This window comes from Paucilactobacillus suebicus DSM 5007 = KCTC 3549, from assembly GCF_001434475.1.
Lineage (GTDB): Bacteria > Bacillota > Bacilli > Lactobacillales > Lactobacillaceae > Paucilactobacillus > Paucilactobacillus suebicus.
Genome location: NZ_AZGF01000005.1, coordinates 12,933 through 34,275 on the forward strand (window position 1 = coordinate 12,933; position 21,343 = coordinate 34,275).

General features: G+C 38.6%; 19 protein-coding genes and 1 pseudogene. 2 read left to right on the top strand and 18 right to left on the bottom strand.

All coding sequences use genetic code 11. The annotated features are described in order from the left end of the window. Positions 1 to 3 precede the first annotated feature (3 nt). A complete protein-coding gene (locus FD16_RS03145; RefSeq protein WP_056938522.1) occupies positions 4 to 2,073 on the bottom strand; it encodes a DNA topoisomerase 3 in 2,070 nt (689 codons plus the stop codon). A gap of 205 nt (positions 2,074 to 2,278) precedes the next feature. Between FD16_RS03145 and FD16_RS03150 the strand changes: the two genes are divergently transcribed. Continuing rightward, positions 2,279 to 2,893: an EAL domain-containing protein gene (locus FD16_RS03150; protein ID WP_155804346.1), complete on the top strand. Its 615-nt coding sequence runs from the start codon at positions 2,279 to 2,281 to the stop codon at positions 2,891 to 2,893. Positions 2,894 to 2,975: 82 nt separating this feature from the next. Here FD16_RS03150 and FD16_RS03155 read toward each other — a convergent pair whose 3' ends face one another. The 17 genes and pseudogenes from FD16_RS03155 to FD16_RS03235 all read right to left on the bottom strand — a co-directional run bounded on the left by FD16_RS03155 (position 2,976) and on the right by FD16_RS03235 (position 20,357). Continuing rightward, positions 2,976 to 3,440: a hypothetical protein gene (locus FD16_RS03155; RefSeq protein ID WP_010621982.1), complete on the bottom strand. Its 465-nt coding sequence runs from the start codon at positions 3,438 to 3,440 to the stop codon at positions 2,976 to 2,978. A 192-nt stretch (positions 3,441 to 3,632) separates the two neighbouring features. Next, positions 3,633 to 5,023, bottom strand: a pseudogene (locus tag FD16_RS03160) (FAD-dependent oxidoreductase). Positions 5,024 to 5,035: 12 nt separating this feature from the next. After that, positions 5,036 to 6,532 (bottom strand): helix-turn-helix domain-containing protein, encoded by a 1,497-nt coding sequence (locus tag FD16_RS03165; RefSeq protein ID WP_010621981.1) that lies wholly within the window; start codon positions 6,530 to 6,532, stop codon positions 5,036 to 5,038. Between the two features lie 218 nt (positions 6,533 to 6,750). After that, entirely contained in the window at positions 6,751 to 7,959 is a 1,209-nt protein-coding gene (locus FD16_RS03170) for an NRAMP family divalent metal transporter (protein WP_010621980.1), read from the bottom strand. 19 nt (positions 7,960 to 7,978) lie between these two features. Beyond that, positions 7,979 to 8,728 (bottom strand): LamB/YcsF family protein, encoded by a 750-nt coding sequence (locus FD16_RS03175; protein ID WP_010621979.1) that lies wholly within the window; start codon positions 8,726 to 8,728, stop codon positions 7,979 to 7,981. Positions 8,729 to 8,740: 12 nt separating this feature from the next. Continuing rightward, positions 8,741 to 9,529, bottom strand: coding sequence for a putative hydro-lyase (locus tag FD16_RS03180; RefSeq protein WP_010621978.1), 789 nt, complete (start codon positions 9,527 to 9,529; stop codon positions 8,741 to 8,743). Further along, positions 9,522 to 10,850 carry an acetyl-CoA carboxylase biotin carboxylase subunit gene (locus FD16_RS03185; RefSeq protein WP_010621977.1) on the bottom strand — a complete coding sequence of 443 codons (1,329 nt, stop codon included), beginning with the start codon at positions 10,848 to 10,850 and terminating at the stop codon, positions 9,522 to 9,524. Before FD16_RS03185 ends, FD16_RS03180 begins: the two co-directional genes overlap by 8 nt. Positions 10,851 to 10,867: 17 nt before the next feature. Further along, positions 10,868 to 11,284, bottom strand: coding sequence for an acetyl-CoA carboxylase biotin carboxyl carrier protein (locus FD16_RS03190; RefSeq protein ID WP_010621976.1), 417 nt, complete (start codon positions 11,282 to 11,284; stop codon positions 10,868 to 10,870). Positions 11,285 to 11,296: 12 nt separating this feature from the next. Next, entirely contained in the window at positions 11,297 to 12,301 is a 1,005-nt protein-coding gene (locus tag FD16_RS03195) for a 5-oxoprolinase subunit C family protein (RefSeq protein ID WP_010621975.1), read from the bottom strand. Continuing rightward, entirely contained in the window at positions 12,301 to 13,029 is a 729-nt protein-coding gene (pxpB, locus tag FD16_RS03200) for a 5-oxoprolinase subunit PxpB (RefSeq protein ID WP_010621974.1), read from the bottom strand. The genes FD16_RS03195 and pxpB overlap by 1 nt, the downstream gene beginning before the upstream one ends. 300 nt (positions 13,030 to 13,329) lie before the next feature. Further along, positions 13,330 to 14,664, bottom strand: coding sequence for a uracil-xanthine permease family protein (locus FD16_RS03205; protein ID WP_010621973.1), 1,335 nt, complete (start codon positions 14,662 to 14,664; stop codon positions 13,330 to 13,332). A gap of 15 nt (positions 14,665 to 14,679) precedes the next feature. Next, on the bottom strand, positions 14,680 to 16,017 hold the full coding sequence (gene guaD, locus FD16_RS03210; RefSeq protein WP_010621972.1) for a guanine deaminase: 1,338 nt from the start codon (positions 16,015 to 16,017) through the stop codon (positions 14,680 to 14,682). Between the two features lie 153 nt (positions 16,018 to 16,170). Continuing rightward, positions 16,171 to 16,812, bottom strand: coding sequence for a bifunctional 2-keto-4-hydroxyglutarate aldolase/2-keto-3-deoxy-6-phosphogluconate aldolase (locus tag FD16_RS03215; RefSeq protein WP_010621971.1), 642 nt, complete (start codon positions 16,810 to 16,812; stop codon positions 16,171 to 16,173). After that, positions 16,799 to 17,779, bottom strand: coding sequence for a sugar kinase (locus FD16_RS03220; RefSeq protein ID WP_010621970.1), 981 nt, complete (start codon positions 17,777 to 17,779; stop codon positions 16,799 to 16,801). Before FD16_RS03220 ends, FD16_RS03215 begins: the two co-directional genes overlap by 14 nt. A 45-nt stretch (positions 17,780 to 17,824) precedes the next feature. Then, positions 17,825 to 18,640 (bottom strand): 2-dehydro-3-deoxy-D-gluconate 5-dehydrogenase KduD, encoded by an 816-nt coding sequence (gene kduD, locus FD16_RS03225; protein ID WP_010621969.1) that lies wholly within the window; start codon positions 18,638 to 18,640, stop codon positions 17,825 to 17,827. A 21-nt stretch (positions 18,641 to 18,661) separates the two neighbouring features. Continuing rightward, the gene (kduI, locus tag FD16_RS03230) at positions 18,662 to 19,507 is read right to left on the bottom strand and encodes a 5-dehydro-4-deoxy-D-glucuronate isomerase (protein ID WP_010621968.1); all 846 of its coding nucleotides are present in this window, start codon (positions 19,505 to 19,507) and stop codon (positions 18,662 to 18,664) included. An 88-nt stretch (positions 19,508 to 19,595) separates the two neighbouring features. Beyond that, positions 19,596 to 20,357 carry an IclR family transcriptional regulator gene (locus tag FD16_RS03235; protein WP_010621967.1) on the bottom strand — a complete coding sequence of 254 codons (762 nt, stop codon included), beginning with the start codon at positions 20,355 to 20,357 and terminating at the stop codon, positions 19,596 to 19,598. Between the two features lie 169 nt (positions 20,358 to 20,526). Between FD16_RS03235 and FD16_RS03240 the strand changes: the two genes are divergently transcribed. After that, positions 20,527 to 21,210 (top strand): GTP pyrophosphokinase, encoded by a 684-nt coding sequence (locus tag FD16_RS03240; RefSeq protein WP_010621966.1) that lies wholly within the window; start codon positions 20,527 to 20,529, stop codon positions 21,208 to 21,210. The last annotated feature ends 133 nt before the right edge of the window (positions 21,211 to 21,343 follow it).

Genomic DNA, 21,343 nt, shown 5'->3' on the forward strand with positions numbered 1-21,343 from the left:
TTTTTACTTGTACAGGTTTTTTAATGCGGCAAACGGGCTCTCAACGGGTTCTTCATCTTGATTAATTTTTTTCATTAATTTGTTTGTTTCATGCTTGCTCATTTTCTTTTTACGGTTTTTCTTATCCATCATTTTTTCGGTTGTACCATCAAATTTGCATCTAAAAAATTGACCATTGGGACCATCAATAATTTCCATTTTTTTATGGCAGTTTGGACAACGATGATTGGAAATTTTAGGATCCTTTCGCCGATGATAATCACAATCAGGATTACTGCAAACATAAATTTTACCATCTCTGGTTGACCGTTCTTTCAAATGGCTACCACACTTTGGGCAAATTTTAGTTGTCAGCGAATAGTCATGGTATTCGACTTGAGAAGACTTAATCTCACCCACTAATCTTCTAGTGTCAACTTGAATCGAGTCAATAAATTTATTTGCGCTTAGTTGACCATCAGCAATTTGTTCTAGGCTCTGCTCCCACTTAGCTGTGAGATCTGAGCTAACAAGAGAAGGATTAACCAATGCTAGCAGTTGCTTTCCTTTTGGAGTAGCTGACAGATATCTCCCCTTTCGTTCCATCAAATCAGACTTGATCAATTTTTCTATAATTTCAGCTCTGGTAGCAGGAGTCCCCAAATTAAGCTGGTCCATTTTTGAAAGTAGTTCACCTTCACTCATCAGCGCTGGCGCTTTAGTTATTTCCTTTTTTATCTTAAAATTTGGTTCTATTGCTTCGCCGTTTTTTAAATTTTGTTTTTCCGCTGACACCTTGATATCGAAATTCCAGCCAGATTGAATTACTCTACTCGATTTAAAATCAAACTCGTGATCACCAGCAGTAACAACCGCCTTAGTCACTTCATTCACTTGAGGTTGTGCAAATAATCCTAAAAATCTTTCAACAATTAATCGATATATTTTCGTTTCGTCATTAGACATTTTTTCAAACTTCGGTCTTTCTTCAGTCGGAATTAATGCATAATGGTCGCTGACTTTTTGGTCATTAAAAACATCCGTCTTTGTAACAGGTGCTTTTTGATGAAGCATTTGTTTGGCATCTGTGTTAAACGATGCGACAGCGCTAAGACGGTCGCGCATTGTTTCCGCAATATCTTGAGGTAAATACCTAGAATCCGTCCTTGGATAGCTAACTACCTTATGAACTTCGTAAAGTTGTTGGATCGTATTCAACGTCTGTCTGGCAGACATCTGATATCTTGCATTGGCCACTTTTTGAATTTCTGTTAAATCATACGGTAAGGGCGCCTTAATTTTATTTTGACTGCCAGTAACCGACGTTACCACAAGTTGTTCTTTTTTAAGTTCATCAACCAATTTTTCGGCTTTAGATCTTGAATCTAGTAACATTGGATTATTTAAACTTAGTTTGGCAGTTTGGTCATGATACTTTAGGTTTATAGAATAGTATGTTTTAGGTTTGAAGTTCTCAATTCTTTTCTGAGCTTGCCTAACCAGATTTAACGTAGGAGTTTGAACACGACCTGAACTCAGTCGATCATCGTACTTCAAAGTCAGTGCACGAGTTACATTTAGCCCAACCAGCCAATCAGCGGTCGTACGAGCTAATTCAGATTCATATAGATGGTCATATTTAGATGCCGGCGCCAAGTGGGCAAAGCCATCTCTAACAGCTTTATTGGTCTGAGAAGAGATCCAGAGTCGCTTTAACGGCTTGTTAAAGCGAACCCACTGAAGAATCCACCTTGCTAACAGCTCACCAGCACGACCAGAGTCGGTGGCAATAATGCCCTGATTGACGTCTGAGCGTTTCGCTAAATTACCAATTGCTTTTAACTGATTTTTTGTTTTAGGTAATGGCTTAATACCAATGTGATTTGGAATCATTGGTAGCAGTTCCATTTGCCACTCACGCCATTCTGGTTTTAAATCCTCCGGCATCTTTAATGTTAAAAGATGTCCATAGGCCCACGTTACAATGTATCCACTGCCTTCATAGTACGTTTTGTGCTTTTGGTCTGCACCAAGTATTTTGGCCAGATCTTTAGCTACACTTGGTTTTTCAGCTAAAACTAAACTTTTTCCCATGTTATCCTCCATCTGATGTTACAATCAGTATACAATATACTTTCATTTACGACTCGACGCAATTACGAATATAATTTATTAAGAAAAGCACTGCCAGTGACCTAAATAACCACGAACGATTTTATCATTAAAACTTTTAAAAGATCGGGAATTACCGTAATAATTCGTGCTATAATTAACAAACAGAGAAACTGACTAGGTGATTATGATGTATCGTTTTTTTACTGAACCAACGCTCAATTATTTTAATAATTCTTACGTTAATGCTGAGTTTATGCCATTTTACAAAAGCGAAAAGAGATGGCGAAAACGCGCAACCATCAGCGACAATTCTTTTATTGGCCTCGTTGAAAGCATTAGTCTTGATCCACAATTTAAAATTGCTGGACTGAGCTTTAATTTGACATGTTCACAATTTACAAATCCACTAGTTGCTGATGCAGTTATTAAATTTCAGCACCGTGTATTCCCTTTTATGTTATCAATTGAGCTTAAAATTACCCCATCATACAACCGTAAATTACTGTTTGCACAGGCTGAAAACTATAACCAACATGGCATTAAGATTATTATTGACCATGCCGAACAATTCAAAAATCAAAAAGACGTGTTGCCATATGTTGAAATGACTAATGGGATTAAACTTAGTGTGACCGGTCAAAACATTGACAATCTAACTAAATGGGCGCAATTTTCCCGTCAGCAACGTCGTCGTCTAACAGTTTATAATGTTGACAATCAGGAAGATATGATTAAAATTCAAAAAGCGGATATCCGATACATTGCTGGTAAAATGATCAGTTCGCCGATCATTTTCTAGTTTTGACTAATTAATAAAACACGAGTACCAAGATAGCACCCGATCAAGATGCTAACTTGTTACTCGTGTTATTTTTATAATTTTATTTAACAAACAAGTACTTTTTCTCAGCATTTTTCCTTGCATCAACGGCGTCATCAAAGTTTGTAAAACTCTTTAGCAACACATAATGGTTATTGACCATTAATCTAGCAAACCATTTACCTGTTTGTTGATCCTGAGATACACCAACCTGACCAGTACGGTTTCGCTTAGATTTCTTTAGCGTAGAATACGGGATTCCTTGTGGTGAATAGAGGAATTCCTTGTGACGCATGTTTTGCCTAATTTTGGGGTCTTTTCTGAAACGTTCTTTAGCCATTTCAGCTCTGATACAGCCGCAACTTTTGGTTACACCAGACCGAAGTCGTGTGCCATCCACTACCTTTGTCGAGCCACAATCACACTGGCATAACCATCTTGCACCACCATTTTTAGCATTCTTGGCACGCTTAATTACAACAAGCCTGCCAAACCTTTTACCTGTCATATCAACTGCACGAGTCACAATATTCACCACCAAATTTGTAATTTTTATGAAGTAGATCGTTGATAATTGGCAACGATTAATACTACTTATCAATACAAAAACTATAAAATATCGTTGATTCTTTATCAATTATTGGTGGCCTAATTTATTAAAAATTCCCGACTTTTATGTTTAACCTGCATAAAAATCGGGATTATTTTTTGTTATCTATTATTGCTGATTACCAAGTGCTGTATATCGGGGATGATGGTTACCAGCTTCACGTTCTTTTTGAACCGCCATCTGACCGACCAAATTTAAGTAGTTAAATGGATAGTCAAAATAAGGTTGAAACAACATGTCAACGAATGACAAGTCGTCAATTGTATTTTTATTCTGGATTGCAATTGAAATTGCATTGGCAGATTGCGAAACTTCATGTTTGCTGATTAGTTGGGCTCCCAAAATTTCACGAGTATCACGGTTATAAACTAACGTGATTTCAAGATTGTCCGTTGTTGGCATGTAATCAGGTCGCCAAGTACCGTTAAATGTGACAAAGTCAGCATTTTGACCATTTTTTAAAGCATAATCAATTGTTAATCCACTAGAAGCAATTGTATAGCCAAACAATGACATCGCAGAAGTTGCTTGTGTGCCAATGTACGGCATTGAGTTATCAGAGACAACATTGTTACCAGCAATCATCCCCTGCCTAACAGCATTTGTTGCTAGCGGCGCATAAGCTGGTTTGCCAGTCGGATTAAAATTACTAATTGCGCAATACCAGCAGCATAAACATTTGGATCTGATGATTGACAATGATTATCCACGATAATTGCTCCGTGCCGATCCATCTCGACTTGATACTCAAGTAATTCGGTCACAGGCATAAAACCAGTCGTGACAATTGCTAAATCTGCATCAAATTTTTCGTCGCCAGTATTGATGGATAACCCTTGATTGTCATTTCTTTCAAAAGACTTCACGCGATGGTTCAAATGAACGCGAATTCCATGCTCAGTTAGCATCTTGATTAATCGATCCGAGGTTGCCTTATCAATGTAGTGATTTAAGATCTGATCAGATGATTGAAACAAATCAACTTCATGGCCGGTTCTAGCATAACTTTCGGCAAGTTCAACACCGACATAGCCGCCACCCACCAGCGCAATAGTTTTGGCATTCTCAGCGGAATCCTTTATTTCTTGCGCATGTGCATACGTTTTACACATCAAGACTTTTGACTGATCAATACCAACTAACGGTGGTACAACAGCACTAGAACCAGTTGCCATGATTAACTTATCAAAATGATCATCAAAAATTTGATCACTCTTCATATCGACTACACGAATCCGACGTTGTTTAGCATCGATCTCAATCACATTATGCTGCGTTTTAACAGTAACTCCTTGTTGTTCAAGATCTTCAGGAGAGGAATAGAACATATCCTCAAGCCTTTTAACCGTTCCGTCAAGATACAACGCAATGCCACATGACAAAAACGAAATATTATCATCACGTTCATATATTACAACTTCGGCTTTAGGATCAGCCGCTAATATCTGTTGTGCCGCCATTGTTCCGGCATGTGTGCAACCGACAATAATTACCCTCACTTCAATAACCTCCTAATTGTCATCAATTGACAAAGCTTTTAATAGTTCAAAACGGTGCTTGTTTATTAACAACAGTAATCTTGAATAGTTTTCAGTTAATGGCAATTGGTGTATCCAATGAAAACCGATTACGTCATCATGTTCCTTCAAAAAAGTTTTAACTTGTTCAGTCTCCTCATTATACTCCAGTACTGACACGGCATCCCCTGACTTATATTCACCAAACGGAAGAACTTTGACAATTCCCTGAAATAAATAACTAATAAAATCACTTTCAGCGTCAAATGTATCATCCAGCATATATATAATCACGTGGTGCGGTAAATCACTTAGTACTGCCTTAACACCCTTTACAAGTAAAGCAATCAGCTTTAATTGTTTATTTGATGGATGAGGCATACCAAATTCTTCAATCATTCTGAGCGTTTTTTTGGATAATTTACCCATTTCTGTCGTTGTCAGAGGGGCTTCTTTGCCGTTAACATATTGGTTAACAAGCGTATTAACATAATTATTACGTGAAATGGATAATTCGCCAAAATACATAGTAACTAATATGTCACTGTAAATACGTAATTCCATGTTTTCAACCAGGCCAACGGAAGTATTGTGCTCAACGTTTTGCCATAGCGATCTCCACACTTTAGAATCATTCATACGGAGCAATAGCTTATCTTTTTCGGAATGGTTTAAATCAACAATAAAATTAGAACCAAATTTCAAATAAAACTGAAGAGTGTCCACTTGACTATGAGCCTCTTGGGCCGTCATATTGTAATTCAACTCAAAAAAGTCTAACAGGCTACCAGCACCTTTCGAATTAAGATCTAATTTGAAATTATCTGGAAAGGGGTTTAACTGCTGATATCGATATTCCTGCGTCAATCTCAACAAACAAATTGCAAACATCCGTTGTCTTTGATTAACCAACAATCCTTCAGACTGACCGTCAGGCGTTAAATAATCAACACAGAAACGTTTGACCAGCGATTCCCAACGTGAGTCCATAAATTCGTTAATTTTAGTTTCAGTTTCATTAAGGAAAACCAACAAAAAGCTTTGAACAATCACTTCATTACCTTCAATTGAGAATTCAGATAAGTTTACATTTACACCGAAATTAGCGATTGTCTTACGTAACTCTGTGGTAACTCGGTACAGTTTGGTCCTGGATACGTCATTTTTTTTCAAGAATTCTGCTACCGACTTATCATCCTGTGTCATTAGCGACATCAACAACTGATATCCAATTTGTTGTTTAAATATCGCATGACGATATTCATCAAAGCTGAAATCTTCGATTAGTTCAGAAATTGTTTTATCTGGGTTACCAGTCATTTCTTTCAGGTCTGCAATTAGTTTATGATAAATATAAAGGATTTTGTTGTACGGCAAGTTTTGTGCCAAGTAAAAGTTGTATAGACTGGTGTTAGGATTTTCTTTCAAAAAAACCAGTAGCTTGATTTTTTGATCATCCTGTTGATTTAACAGTAATTTATTAATATCCACTGACACATCACCAACCTAACAATTAAACTGTGGTACATTGAAATTATGATAAAAATCGTAATGTACTACTTTAATGATACCATGGATAGTTAACACATTGTTAATTACGATTTATAAACTTTGTTAAATGTTAACCATTTAGGCGTATTAATCGTTTAGAATGTAAAAAATATCGGCTCCTGAACTATTCAAGAGTCGATATTTTTTAAATTTAGAAATTAAAGACTAATGCTTAGTAATGTTTTTATACCGGCATAAGCCATAAAGAGCACAACGATCCAACCTGTGAATAATAGCCAACGTGGATGATGATACATAGTCCCCATAATCTTTTTTCGCGTTGCTGCAATCAATAAAATTGCTAAGGCGATCGGTAAAATCAATCCATTCAGGGCACCAACAACGACTAAGACCTTTGCTGGACTACCAATAACATAAAAAATTGCTGTTGAAGCAGCGATAAACAGTACGATTACCCATGAGCGCCAGCTTTCGTGGTCTTCCTTACTCTTGTTATAGTCTAGGAATGAAATTGAGGTAAACGTTGATCCCAAAGTGGAAGTCATCCCTGCAGCTAACAATAACAAACCAAAGAATTTATAACCGAAATTACCGGCTGCTACTTTAAAAATGGTGGCGGCTGGGTTAGAAGGATCAAGTTTGGCACCAGTCATCACAACGGCTAACCCAGCAAGAAACAGCATCACACGAATAACAGAAGCAACGCCAATGCCAGTCAATGCACCCTCATTAACGTACTTTATGTTATTAACCCCACTAACGCCACCTTCAAGAAGCCTGTGACCACCAGAAAATGAAATATATCCGCCAACTGTCCCACCGACGATTGTCACAATTGAATAGAAGTTAATAGTTGTTGGCGCAAACGAATGGGTAATGGCGCTTTGGTATGGAACTGTCGTAACAGCTAGTATGTAAATCAAAATACAAACCTTGATAACGGCAAGAATCTGCACTGTTCTGTCCACTACTAGCATTGCATTGCGGACAAGAAATAAAATAATCGCACATGCCGCAGCAATCAGTGCGCCATTTTCGGGAGAAATACCAAAAAGAACATTTAATCCCAGTCCAGCACCACCGATATTACCAATGTTAAAGAAAAAACCACCAATGACAATCAACGCTGAAAGAACATAACCAAGACCAGGTACAACTTCATTGGCCAATACTTGGGCATGCTTACCAGAAACAATAATAATTCTCCAGATATTTAATTGAACAACAATATCAACAACAATACATACTAGAATAGCGAAACCAAAGTTCGCACCCATTTGTCCTGTAAATGTCGCAGTTTGGGTCAAAAAGCCTGGTCCAACAGCAGCCATCGCCATCATGAATGCGGCACCCATTGCAACGTTTAGAGGTGACCTTTTTTTAGTCTGTGAATTTTTTTCTTTCATACCAGTTATCCTCCCTTAATTACACGGTTTTTACTTCAATACCTTCATTGTTAAGCGCTTGATGAATTTTTTTAACAAATGCCACTGCCTTGATACCGTCTCCATGGACGCATACTGTATCTGGAATCATTTCAATCACGGTTCCGTCATAAGCCTTTAAAGAGTGGTCTTCAACCATTTGGATCACGCGAGCAACAGCCACGTCCTCATCAGTAATAACTGAATTAGGTTTACTACGAGACATTAAACTACCGTCCACTTCATAATTTCTATCAGCAAAAACTTCCTGAGCGTATGGTAACCCAATCTCCTTAGCAGCATGAATTAGCTCACTATTTGCCAAACCAATTAATATCAAATCATGGTCAACCGCATAGATGCCCTTGCAGATTGCACTAGCTAAGTCATAATCCTTGGCCGCCATGTTGTATAAAGCTCCATGTGGCTTAACATGATGTAATTTATGATTGGGGCTAAAGGCTTGTAGTGCACCAACTTGGTAACGAACGTCTGCTTCAGCAGTCTGTGGATTAATTTGCATCTGACGTCGACCAAAGCCTTCAAGATCATGAAATCCAGGATGGGCTCCAAGAGCAACATGATTTTCACTTGCCAAATCAACTGTGTGTTCCATTACTTCTGGGTCACCTGCATGAAAACCACACGCAATATTAGCTGAGGTAATATACGGCAAAACTTGTTCATCTAACCCCAACTTATAGCGTCCAAAGCTTTCACCTAAATCGCAGTTCAAATCAATTTGTACCATACAATATCCCTCCTATAAGATATCTGCTAGCTGATTATCTTTCACGTCCGTAACTAGCATATGACCCGGAGAATGTGTGATCACAAACTCAGGTTTACTTTGCATTACCACTTGCTGAGGGGTAACCCCACAAGCCCAAAATACAGGGACCTCACCGGGATGAATATCAACCGCATCCCCGAAATCAGGATGATCCAAATCTGTAATGCCAATTGCAGCTGGATCCCCAATTTGTAGTGGCGTTCCATGAACCTGTGGTAGCCTTTCAGTAATTGTCACTGCTTTAACCACTTGTGATTCAGGAATTGGCCTCATACTGACGACATAATTGCCGTGAAAAATGCCAGCGGATTTTGCTTTGATATTAGTGCTATACATTGGTACATTACGATGCATCGTGATATGGCGCATCTCAATTCCCGCAGCAATTAACGCAGCTTCAAATGAGAAACTACAGCCGATTAGAAAGGAAACAAGATCATCACGCCACAAATCAGCAACATCCGTTGGTTCACTGACCATTTTTCCATTTTCGTACACGCGATACTTTGGAAAATCTTTTGCCAAATCAACGTCTTGTGCAAATGTTCGTAACTGACGAGATCCCGCATCCGCAACTTCAAGAATTGGACAAGGTTTTGGATTGCGCTGGGCAAATAAAAGAAAATCGTATGCCTGTGATTTAGGCAAGATCACTAAGTTAGCTTGCGTATATCCTGGACATAGGCCACTTGTCTGATCGGTAAATATTCCTGATCTGGATTGATGACGTAGTTCAACAGGAGTTAATTGATTACTCATTAGCGTTACCTCCGTTTGTCAAACGTTCAATAAATTCAATGTCAAAATTATTAGCTAAAAAATCATTATTGTTCAATAATTGATACAGAAAATCGAGGTTGGTTCCTACTCCCTCAATCACAGTTTCTTCAATTGCAACTTGCATTTTTTTTACGGCGATTGCCCTTGTTGGAGCATACGTAATCACTTTTGCTAATAGGGCATCATAATTAGCGGGCACTTGATATCCATCATATAAAGCAGTATCAACTCTAACGCCATTACCACCTGGGAGATGTAGCCCCTTAATATTGCCCGGCACAGTTGCCGTAATTCTGCATTCCAATGCGTAACCATTTAATGCGACTTCTTCTTGGGTTATCGCCAATTTCATTCCGGCTGCGATGTGCAGCTGAGCAGCAACCAAGTCAGTTCCCGTGATAAATTCAGTAATTGGATGTTCCACTTGAATACGCGTATTCATTTCCATGAAATAAAACTGACTTGGACCAGCGTACAAAAATTCAATCGTTCCAGCCCCTAAAAATTTTAACGCCTTAGCCGCTCTGCGAGCCGTTGATAACATTTCGTAACGAGTCTTATGATCAATTGAACTGGGAGCTTCTTCCATCACTTTTTGATGGTATTGTTGCAATGAACAATCACGTTCTCCCAAAGATACTGTGTTTCCATAAGTGTCAGCTAAAATTTGTACTTCGATGTGGCGAGGTCGCACGATAAACTTTTCTAAATACATTTCTGGATTTCCAAATGCTTGTTGTGCCTCACCTTTGGCTAGCGGAAACTCATGACGCAATTGATCCTCGGTATGAATCATTCTCATACCCTTACCACCGCCGCCAGCTGCAGCCTTTAGCATCACAGGATACCCGATTTCATTAGCCTGAAACAGGGCAGTGTCAAGCTCAGTAAATCCTTCACGGCTACCTGGAATTACAGGTACATCTGCATCTTGCATGACCTCACGTGCCTGCGCTTTATCACCCAGCAAAGCAATTGTGTCGGAATGAGGGCCAATAAATGTGATGCCCTGTACTTCACACAATTTCGCAAACTCTGCATTTTCTGACAAAAAGCCATAACCGGGATGAATTGCGTCCGCACCGGTCATCAATGCCGCTTGTATAATATTATCTTGATTCAAATAGCTATCCTGAGGATTAGCAGGCCCAATGCAGACAGATTGATCGGCCATCTTCACGTGCATAGCATTTGCATCGACCGTTGAATAGACGGCAACCGTCTGCAAATCTTGTTCGTGACATGCTCTAATAATCCGGACCGCAATTTCGCCACGGTTTGCAATTAATACTTTTTGCATTCGATCACTTTCCTTATCTATTCTATTTCAAATAATGGCTGATTAAATTCGACGTTTTCTTCATTGGCCGCTAAAATCTTAGTAATTTTTCCGGATTGATCCGCTTTAACATCGTGAACCATCTTCATAGCCTCAATAACGCCGATTGTTTGGCCTTCCTTAACATCATCTCCGACCTTTATAAACGGTTCCTCATCGGGATTAGGTGAAGTGTAGAAGATTCCTACCATCTGTGCATTGATTGTTTGCACAGCTTCAATTTTTTCAGCTTTGTTACTCGATGCTTCAGTCGAAGCTGATGGTACCGGCACTGGTTTACCGCTGTTTAAATCTCTCTTTATACGATAATGTGTATCCCCATTGTCATAATCAAATTCTGTAATCTGGTTAGCCTTCATAAGTTCCACTACTGATTTAATTTCTTCTAAATTCATCTTTTATCTCCTCTATTCTTCAAAAAGATTGTTTAGTCGGTGAGCCGTTCTTCGTTCTGGATGATCTGTCATCGCCATAAATTTTAATTTAATCGCTTTGAGTTTGACATTTTTTTCATGTAACAAATGCTGACTAAGTGCTAAATCAATAAATTCAAACTTTATTTTCTGGCCCGGTGTGAGTTGCACAGTCTTGCTTAAATCCACACTAGCAATAACAGCAATCACCGGGTAGCCGCCAGTAGTCTGCCGATCTGATAGTAATATAATTGGCTGACCACTCTTGGGCACCTGAATGCCCCCCAAAACGGTTGCTTCTGACAACATTTCGGTCAAATTATCAACATTCAGCGCATCACCACTAAGCCGAATACCCATTCGATCAGAATCTTTACTAATTTCATATTCATGAACGAAAAATTGATTTTTAGCGTCCTGGTCAAATTGATCATATTGTGGGCCCTTGGTGACTCTAATAGTAACTACCGGTTCATCTGAATAGGTTGAAAATATTGCTTGACGTTGCCTTAAATTTGAGACCGATGGAGCAGGAACTGTTATTTTGATATAATCACCAGATCTAAGCGCACGACCTTTAAAGCCTCCCAATCCATATTTAAGACTTGTCGAATAGCTTTTCATTACTTTGGGAACTTTCACACCACCGGCAATTGCCAAATAACCATATCGTCCTTTAATGGTTGGTCCAATGATCAAGGTATCCCCTCTTTTAACAGTAAAAGCACGATTCATTTCAACCCGATCGCCATTAACCTTTGCGTGAACAGTCGCACCAGAAATTGAGATTACCGTGGCCGTAGTAAATGTGATTGTTGGCCCTAAAACACTATATTCCAAAAGAGGTGTCTGATAATCATTGTCTAGCACAACATTCGCCAGTGACGCTGAATCCTGATCCATTACACCAGAAGGTGAAAAACCATTTGCTAAACCAATTGATCTACCAAAGTCCTGAACCGTAGTTAGCAACCCGCCGTCAATAACTCGAATTCCCATTACTTAGTCCCCTCCTCCACCTTAACTTGATACCGATCTTCATCAACCAAACGACTAATCTGATCAAATTCAGAAGCCGTTATCGGATCAAAGTGAATGTAATCACCAGTTTGGTAATAAAATGGGTTTTCATTTTGAGGTTGAAATAAATTTAGTGGTGTTTGACCAATTATTTGCCAACCACCTGGAGAAGCAATTGGATAGACCCCGGTTTGTTCACCAGCAATTCCAACGGCTCCAGGATTGATAGATAGTCGTGGTGTCGCCAGACGTGGTGTCGCTAGTCTTCCATCCAGTCCTCCTAAATAAACAAATCCTGGGAGAAATCCCAACATGTAAATCAAATAATCGGTTTTAGTATGAAGCTCAATGACTTCTTGAATCGATAAATTGCTGTGCTCAACAATGTGACCCATATCAGGGCCAAATGAAGATTCATAGCATACTGGGATGTGAATTATTTTTTTGCTTCGATCGTCAACTTGTTTCACTTGTGTGGCAATTGCCTGCACCATCGTCGTCAGTTCATTAAATGATAGTAATTCCGGGTTATAAAAAACTGTCAAAGTTCGGAACGCAGGAACTAACGCTGTAATGCCATCAGTCTTCTGTGATTCCAACTTTCTTTGAAGCGTACGAATAAATTGATTAATTTGTGGATCAACCCGGTTATCAAATGTCACGTTAACGGCCGAATCACCAGCTGGAAAAATTGAAAACTTAACCATTCGTTATCACCCCATTTTTGTATATTAAAAATTGATTAGATTAAATTCTACCATAATCGAATCAATTTACCATATTTTCGATCTTGTAAAAATTAAAATGAATCCGCTTGCATTTCAATTTTAGTTATTTCAAACAGTGTTTTACGAACGCTTACTGTCTATTTACTTAATTTTATAAAGTTAATTGATGATTTTACTTTCAAATAAATGTAAGTTGTAGTTATTTTTTATGTATAACTAAAGATAATAAAAATGAGAGGCTTTTTAACCTCTCACTCAAATCATCAATCATCTGATTATCTATTTACTAGATAATGTTTGTCTTTTCGGCATCAATAAATTAAGAATAATTGCTGCAATTGCTGCAACTGCAATCGGTGATCCTAACAAATATTGAACCATTTGTGGAGCTTCATCCATCACCTTAGTAGGCAACAGAACTAGCGCAATCGTCAAGATAATCGGCAAGCCAATCACATAAAGATCACTTTCACCAGTTCGCAAGCGGCGAATGACGTTTAATCCATTCAACATGATCGTCACACAGATAATTGCAAATACACCGCCAATAACTGCCGAGGGAATAGCAGACAGGAAAGCGGAAATTTTGCTAAAGAATCCCAACAAGACAAACCAAAGTCCTGCTGCAATAAAAACTCGTTTACTGGCAATACCGGTAATGGAAATGACACCGGCATTTGTTGAATAACCAGTAACAGGTGTTGTCCCTGCTAGTGCGGCAAATAAACAACTTAGTCCTTCGCCAATAATTCCTTGATTCCACTGTTTATCAGTAATCTTATGGTCAATTACCGCACCCATTGCGAACCAAGTCCCTGTCGTTTCGGTTGTTAAAATAGCATAAATAATAATAAAAGTTAAAATAGCAGATAAATTGAAGTGCACACCATAATGAAAAATTGTTCGGCTAGGTAAACTAAACCATGGTGCTGAGCTAACAGTTTTCCAATCAAATCTTCCCATCAATGCAGAAACACCTGATCCAACCAAAAGTGCAATGATGATGGAACTAGTTTTGAACACTCGTTGTAATTTTGGAAACCGAATACTGATTGCTACAGCAATTAATAATGTTAATGCTGTAATTGAAGCTAGTAAAATATTTTGATTCACATTACCTGAGGCCTCAAAAACATTATCATTGAGGGCTGAAGGAATTAATGATAATCCCACACAAGTGATAATGGTTCCACCGACAATCGCAGGTACCAGTGTTGAAATTATCTTTTGAAAAACACCGCTAATGCCCAGTAAGATAAGCACAATTGCACCAATGATTGAGGCACCAATCAAGGTTCCCATTCCATTCTCAACACCGCCGGATGCCAACACAATTCCCGCTGCGGCTCCTAATGGCACAAATGATGGTCCTTGTGATACGGGCATTTTCATGAATAACCACGTTTGTAAAATTGTGCCAATCCCCGCTGCCAAGAATGTTGACTGAATTAAGCCAGATGAACTGGCTGCACCCATCGATAAGGATCCAGCAAGCACGATTGGTGGGACATACACATCCATTGCTAACACATGTTGCAATCCTAATAATCCAGCCTGGGATGGTTTAACCTTGTCATCCGGTCCGATTAAAATGCCATTTTCAATTTCTTCCATAATTCTCTCCCTAACTTAGTTTTGATAAACCAGCTTACCGCCAATAAATACTTGCTTAATATCGTTTCTATCAGTCTGATATATCAGTCTTTCAAACTGATCATTAGGATCAATTTTCAAAAGAGCTAGTCGACTTTTCACGATTTGAAAATCTGCCTGCATCCCCACTTCAATTGAACCAGTCTTCAAATGGAGTGCTTCTGCACCACCACGAGTTGCCAAGTAAAAAGCATTTTTGATAGAAATCCGTGAATTGTTAACACCGCGATTATTACTACTAATCGACTGGTCAACACCATCTTGGAGCATTTGTGATGACATAACCGCTTGTTGCATATTTCGATATAGACTTGGTGAATACCCACCAGAAATATCAGTACCCAATCCAACCTTATTGCCATGCTCAAGCATCCTCTTGGTCGGAAATACACTATTCCCAAAATAAACGTTTGAGATCGGGCAATGTGCCACCGCTGCTTGTCGTTTGTAAAATAATTGCTGATCATTTTCGTCAATCATAGTTCCATGTGCCATAACCGATCTATCTGTGAGCAGTCCAAAATGGTCCAAAACTTCGGCGTCATGCATTTTGAATCTTTCCTTTGCGTAGTTATGTTCCCAGTCACTTTCACTGCAATGTGATTGAATTGGTAAATCATATTTTTGCGCTAGTTTTCCCAAGCCTGCTAGAAGTTCATCGGTACAGCTAGGTACAAATCTTGGCGTAATCACAGGTACCAATGTGCCACCATTTTTTGCCTGCAACTCATTAATAGCAAAAATAAACTCCTCTGTACTTAATAATGCTTGCTTTGCTGATAAGTCTCGGTAATATTCAGGCGTTTGTTCTGGATTATCCATGGCAACCTTACCAATGAATCCCCTCAAGCCAAATTTTGAACACTGTTTGGCTAAAACTAGATTGGATTCGTTAAAGATAGTTCCGAAGAACATGACTGTGGTGGTTCCATTAGCCACCATTTCCATAACCAGCTGCGAGTAGACTCGTCTTGAAAAGTTAAGATCACTAAACTTTGACTCTAGTGGGAAAGTATAGGTATTCAACCATTCATTTAAGGGCTTATCAAGTGCAAGCCCCGCTTGTGCCCATTGAGGAGCATGAACGTGTAAATCGATCAATCCTGGTAATAAATACTCATCACTAGCCAGTATTGTTAATGAATTATTTTGATCAGCTTGCCGACGAATTTTTCCATATTGCGGATCATCATGATTAACAATTCTTTGAATAATGCCAGTTTCGTCCACACAAATTAGTGCATCTTCGGCATACTTGATTTGGTCACAACTGACCGACGAATAATACGTTCCTTCGATTACTTGCGAGTTCAAGTTGTGTCTCCCTTCTAATAAGAATTAATTTGAAAGCAATGTCAGTATAACACGAACGAAATTAAAAGTTAATAAATATTTTGTTCGTATTTATCTGAAATATAAAAAAAGACTAGAAAAATAGTTCGTTTTCTAGTCTTTTAGCTCATAAAATCAATTTTTAATTTGTTTGAATTGTTCAATATAGTGTCGTGCATTTTGTGTTACACCGTCGAAATCATTTTCATCAGCAGGTTTGGTGATACCTCTACCAGCTCCCACAACTGAGGCACCATTACTAAACCAAGTTGCCATACTATTTAAATCGACTCCCCCGGCCGGCATTACGTTCAAATATGGGAAAGGTCCATGATAGGCACTAATAGTTTGCGGTCCAGCAAGTTGTCCTGGAAAGAGCTTAACCATTTCAGACCCATATTTTAAAGCTGTTTGAGCTTCAGTGATTGTATACGTTCCAGGGACATATGGTACTTGATAAAGGTTACACATCATTGCCACATCCGCATCAAACGCTGGACTGACAATAAAATGTGCTCCAGCAATAATAGCTAATCTGGCAGAAGTTGCATCTAAAACCGTTCCTGCTCCAATTACGACATCCTGATTCGCATAATTATCTACTAAATCGGCAATTACCTGATCTGCTCTAGGAACGCTGTAGGTAATTTCAATGCCTGAAATTCCACCCGCAATTACAGCATCAGCAATTTTAACAGCTTTGTCTGAAGTGTTAGCTCTAATAACACAAATAACTCCGGTATCAATCATCTGCTGAAGTAGTTTAGCTCTTTTCATTTGTAACCCTCCCACCAGAATGACTAGCCAAAAAAGTAGTCAATTGTTCAACTGTTGGATAGCCATCATTATCTCCAGGCGACATAACGGCCATTGCCCCAACTGCACAGCCACGTTTCACCGCATTTTCAATTGACTGATCTTCCAGCAGTGCGGTCAAAATTCCTGCCACAAAACCATCTCCTGCTCCAACCGTATCAACAACACGATCAATCTGATATCCAGACACAGTTGCCGAATATCCGTTTCGTTTCATTATAAACGCACCGTTTTCTCCAAGTTTGATAATCACCGTGTTAGTTATCTTGCTTTGTGATAAGTAAAATCCGGCGATATCTTCCGGAGAAGCAAACCTAGTCAAGATCCGTCCCTCAGATAGCCCAGGCATAACAATATGCGCATTCTTAGCCAAATCATTAGTAGTCTCAATCATTTCTGATTCATTTCGCCATAACGATGGTCGAAGATTGGGATCAAATGTAACGGTCACATTTTTTTGAAGCATCAAATTATTAATTTGTTTAAATACTGCCAAATTATTATCTGATAATGCAGCAAATATGCCAGACAAATGAGCAATTTTTAAATTAGTAAAATTGATTCTTGATAATATCTGAGCATCAAAATGCGAGGCGGCTGAATCTTTACGGAAGTAAAAAATATCAGGATCAGCATCCGTCACCAATTGCTTCAAATAAAAACCGGTCCAATGATTGGGATCTCTATCCAAATAATCCGTACCAATTTTATTTTGCTTAATCTCGTGAACTAGATATTCACCAAGTGGATCTATACCAACCATTGATGCATACTCAACCCGATGGCCTAGTCGCGCAACTCCAACTGCAACATTAAGTTCAGCTCCCGCCGAATACTTTGAATAATGATCAGCTTGCGCAAGCGGTACATCCGGATCGTCAGACGCGAACAATACCATTGGTTCACCAATCGTTATCATTTCTGCCATATGCTTCGCCCCACTTAGTACAATAGTATTAACTAGGTATTAATATTACCGTACTAAGTAGCCACCATCAACAGGAATAACAGCTCCATTAATGTAATTTGATGCATTACTTGCCAAGTAAACCGCAATGCCCATCAGTTCATAGGGTTCGCCCCAGTGCCCTGCAGCAATTCTCCCTAAAATCTCGTCATTACGTGATTTATCAGCTCTAATTGGAGCAGTATTGGCTGTCTTAATATAGCCTGGAGCAATCGCATTAACTTGAACATTGTATGCGGCCATTTCACTGGCAAAGGCCTTCGTTAATCCAGCAACACCATGTTTGGCAGCTGTGTATGATGGAATAAACTTACCACCTTGGAATGAAAGCATTGAGCCAATATTAATAATTTTGCCAGATTTCTGTTTTGCGAATTCCCTAGAAGCTGCTAATGACAACTTGTAGACCGCTGATAGGTTAATTGCAATGACACTGTCCCAATCCTTTTCAGTGGACTCTAACAGTGGATTGCGTTTAATCATCCCCGCGTTGTTAACTAGAATATCCAGATGACCAAACAATTCGATCGCTTTTGCGACTACTTTTTCGGCAACACCGGCCTCTGTTAAATCTGCCTGAAAAAATTCTACTCGCTGATTTTTTTCTTCTATCAGTTGCTTAGTTTCCTCGCGACCTTGTGTACCATGATTAACAACCAAAATATCTGCCCCAGCCTCTGCCAGGGCCACAGCATATCCTTGTCCAAGTCCAGTATTACCACCTGTCACGATCGCAACTTTGCCTTTTAAGCTGAACCAATCCATTGAAAACTTCTTTAACGATTCAGCATTATGTTTAATTTCTTCACTTGATTGTGCCATTTGAACTTCTCCCTTCAGTAATTAACGAAGCTCATGCATGTCGATCGCATCCATGTCATCATAGGTTTGATTTTCACCACACATTGCCCAAATAAATGAATAATTAGTAGTGCCAACGCCACAATGAATTGAGTAACTTGGGTTAACAACGGCTTGTTCAGGTTCCAACCAAATATGTTTGGTATTATTCGGTGTTCCTAAGAAGTGTGATACTCGTGTATCCTCTGACCCGAATTCAATATAAAGGTATGTTTCCATTCGCCGTGCGTGAGTGTGAGCAGGCATCGTATTCCACGAATTACCCGGTTCCAAAACCGTATAGCCCATCTGAAGCTGACAAGTATCCATTGATGACGCATCAATATACTTGTAAATGGTCCTCTTGTTCATGTGTTCTTGATCACCCATAGGCATGGCGATTGCATCTTTAAATGCTAATTTTTTATTTGGGTACGTCTTATGCGCAGGAGTTGAAACCACATAAAATTTAGCTGGATTAGCTTCATCTGCAGATTCAAAAATGACATGATTAACACCCATGCCAATGTAATAACCGTCATGGGGTTCAATCGCCTCTTTATTACCATCAATGGTAACCGAACCCTTGCCGCCAATATTAATAAAACCCATTTCACGACGTTGTAGAAAATAATCAACACCTAACTGCTGATCTAATTTAATCTCTAACGGTTGACTAACAGGCGTAACCCCACCAAAAATCATTCGATCATTGTAGGTGTACGTTAGTAAGACGTCGCCTGGATTAAAAATTTTCTCCATTAAAAATTCGCGACGTAACTGGTCAGTATTGTAGTGATCAATATCTTCCGGACTATGTGCGTATCTTGTAATCATACTTAATGACATTTACAAATCCTCCGTTTCCTATTTGGAAATATATATTTCTTTTACACATATAGAATAGAACGCTTACATCAAAAATGCAAATATTTTTCTATTGAGCGTTTAACACAGATTGAATTTGTTTCTTAGTTCGTAGCAACTCGCTAGTAATTAATTGTTTATAATCGTCAGTTATTCGAAATTTGGGAACACTAATACTCATTGCTCCAACTAACTGCGTCCCTTGAAACAGAGTTGATGCAATACAATAACAATCTTTTTCTTGTTCCTCATCGTCAACGGCGTAACCGCGTTCACGAGTTTTTCTAATATCCTGCCATAAATCTGTTGCAGTTGTAATTGTGTGATCTGTAAACGGCTTTAACTCATGATTATCAATATAACTATTAATTTGTTGATCACTAAAACTACTTAAAACAGCTTTTCCCATTCCGGCGCTGTACAATTCCCTTGTCAGGCCAACCTTGGAAGTCATAAAGATGTTTTGATGTTTTGGTTCAAGTTTGCGCACATAGGTCACTTGATCGTTTTCCAAAACAGATAAATGAATGGTTTCGTCCACCCTGCTTTGTAAATCATCTAAATAAGGTCTAGTGATTTCAATCAATTCTGTCACGTTAGTTCTGATTTGCCCAAATTGAATTAACTTAGTTCCCATACGATATTCGTGAGTTTGTTGATTCTTTGCGACATATCGAATTGCTAAAAGAGTTGTCAATATCTTTGAAACTGTCGGTGCTGCAATATCAGTTGCTAGCACAATGTCGTGAACACTTTTACTTTTTCCATCACTCAAGACATCCAAAATTTGTGATGCCTTGATTAACACAGTTCCATATAATTTTTCAGTCAACTTTTTCCCTTCTCTCGTAATATCTAATAATTTGATTTTACTCTCATTTAAAACGTTTTCAAATTATGGCCAAAAATGTTTGATATCTGCTAAAGGTTATTCGTAATTACACTTCTTTTATCTGTAAAGTTATATAATGTTACTATTAACAATTATTGTGGAGGTTCCCATGATCCTAGAACGACAAAATTTTATCAATATTAGGAAATCTGAGACTGAGTTACGTCAGCTACTCGGAGATCGCCAGTTTAAAAACTTTGAAGAATTCATTAGCTATTATCACCTGTGTGCTGAAGGGGCCAATGAAGTCGGTACCAAGTTAGAAAACCTAGATAGTGATTTTCAATTCAAATACGATCATAATCCAATTCACCATATGGAAGAACGAATGAAAGAAATTCCAAGCGTTTTTGAAAAAGTACGGCGTAAGGGCTATGAAATGAGCGCAAAAGGCATCAAAGATAACATATATGACATTGCAGGTATTCGCGTAATTACAAATTATCTTGACGATGTTTATTCGGTTGAAAAAACGCTATTGCAACAAAGTGACATTGAATTGATCAAACGTAAGGATTATATTAAAAATCCTAAGGAAAGTGGCTATCGTAGTTTACACATCGTCGTATCTGTGCCAGTTTTTGAAACTAATGGCGTCCAGAACACTCCCGTTGAAGTCCAAATTAGAACGGTAGGAATGGACATGTGGGCTAGTCTCGAACACAAGTTACGTTATAAAACTAAGGCTGATCCCACCTTGGTCGATAAATATGGCGATCAACTTAAAGGATATGCGGAAGAATTATCAAAAATTGAAATCAATATGCAATCGATTTTTCATGATTTATCGTAATAATCAAAGTGCAAAAATCTATTTGCTCACATAAAAGAGAACCCTCAAGGTCAAAATCCAATTTTTTAGGATTTTGACCTTGAGGGTCTTCTGTAGGTGATAGCAATCACCTGTTGTACATATAAACTAGTTA

Excerpts from the sequence above, each read along its gene's own strand:
- FD16_RS03145 (WP_056938522.1), bottom strand. The coding sequence starts at position 2,073 with ATGGGAAAAAGTTTAGTTTTAGCTGAAAAACCAAGTGTAGCTAAAGAT.
- FD16_RS03150 (WP_155804346.1), top strand. The coding sequence starts at position 2,279 with ATGATGTATCGTTTTTTTACTGAACCAACGCTCAATTATTTTAATAAT.
- FD16_RS03170 (WP_010621980.1), bottom strand. The coding sequence starts at position 7,959 with ATGAAAGAAAAAAATTCACAGACTAAAAAAAGGTCACCTCTAAACGTT.
- FD16_RS03175 (WP_010621979.1), bottom strand. The coding sequence starts at position 8,728 with ATGGTACAAATTGATTTGAACTGCGATTTAGGTGAAAGCTTTGGACGC.
- FD16_RS03180 (WP_010621978.1), bottom strand. The coding sequence starts at position 9,529 with ATGAGTAATCAATTAACTCCTGTTGAACTACGTCATCAATCCAGATCA.
- FD16_RS03185 (WP_010621977.1), bottom strand. The coding sequence starts at position 10,850 with ATGCAAAAAGTATTAATTGCAAACCGTGGCGAAATTGCGGTCCGGATT.
- FD16_RS03190 (WP_010621976.1), bottom strand. The coding sequence starts at position 11,284 with ATGAATTTAGAAGAAATTAAATCAGTAGTGGAACTTATGAAGGCTAAC.
- FD16_RS03195 (WP_010621975.1), bottom strand. The coding sequence starts at position 12,301 with ATGGGAATTCGAGTTATTGACGGCGGGTTGCTAACTACGGTTCAGGAC.
- pxpB (WP_010621974.1), bottom strand. The coding sequence starts at position 13,029 with ATGGTTAAGTTTTCAATTTTTCCAGCTGGTGATTCGGCCGTTAACGTG.
- FD16_RS03205 (WP_010621973.1), bottom strand. The coding sequence starts at position 14,664 with ATGGAAGAAATTGAAAATGGCATTTTAATCGGACCGGATGACAAGGTT.
- FD16_RS03215 (WP_010621971.1), bottom strand. The coding sequence starts at position 16,812 with ATGAAAAGAGCTAAACTACTTCAGCAGATGATTGATACCGGAGTTATT.
- FD16_RS03220 (WP_010621970.1), bottom strand. The coding sequence starts at position 17,779 with ATGGCAGAAATGATAACGATTGGTGAACCAATGGTATTGTTCGCGTCT.
- kduD (WP_010621969.1), bottom strand. The coding sequence starts at position 18,640 with ATGGCACAATCAAGTGAAGAAATTAAACATAATGCTGAATCGTTAAAG.
- kduI (WP_010621968.1), bottom strand. The coding sequence starts at position 19,507 with ATGTCATTAAGTATGATTACAAGATACGCACATAGTCCGGAAGATATT.
- FD16_RS03240 (WP_010621966.1), top strand. The coding sequence starts at position 20,527 with ATGATCCTAGAACGACAAAATTTTATCAATATTAGGAAATCTGAGACT.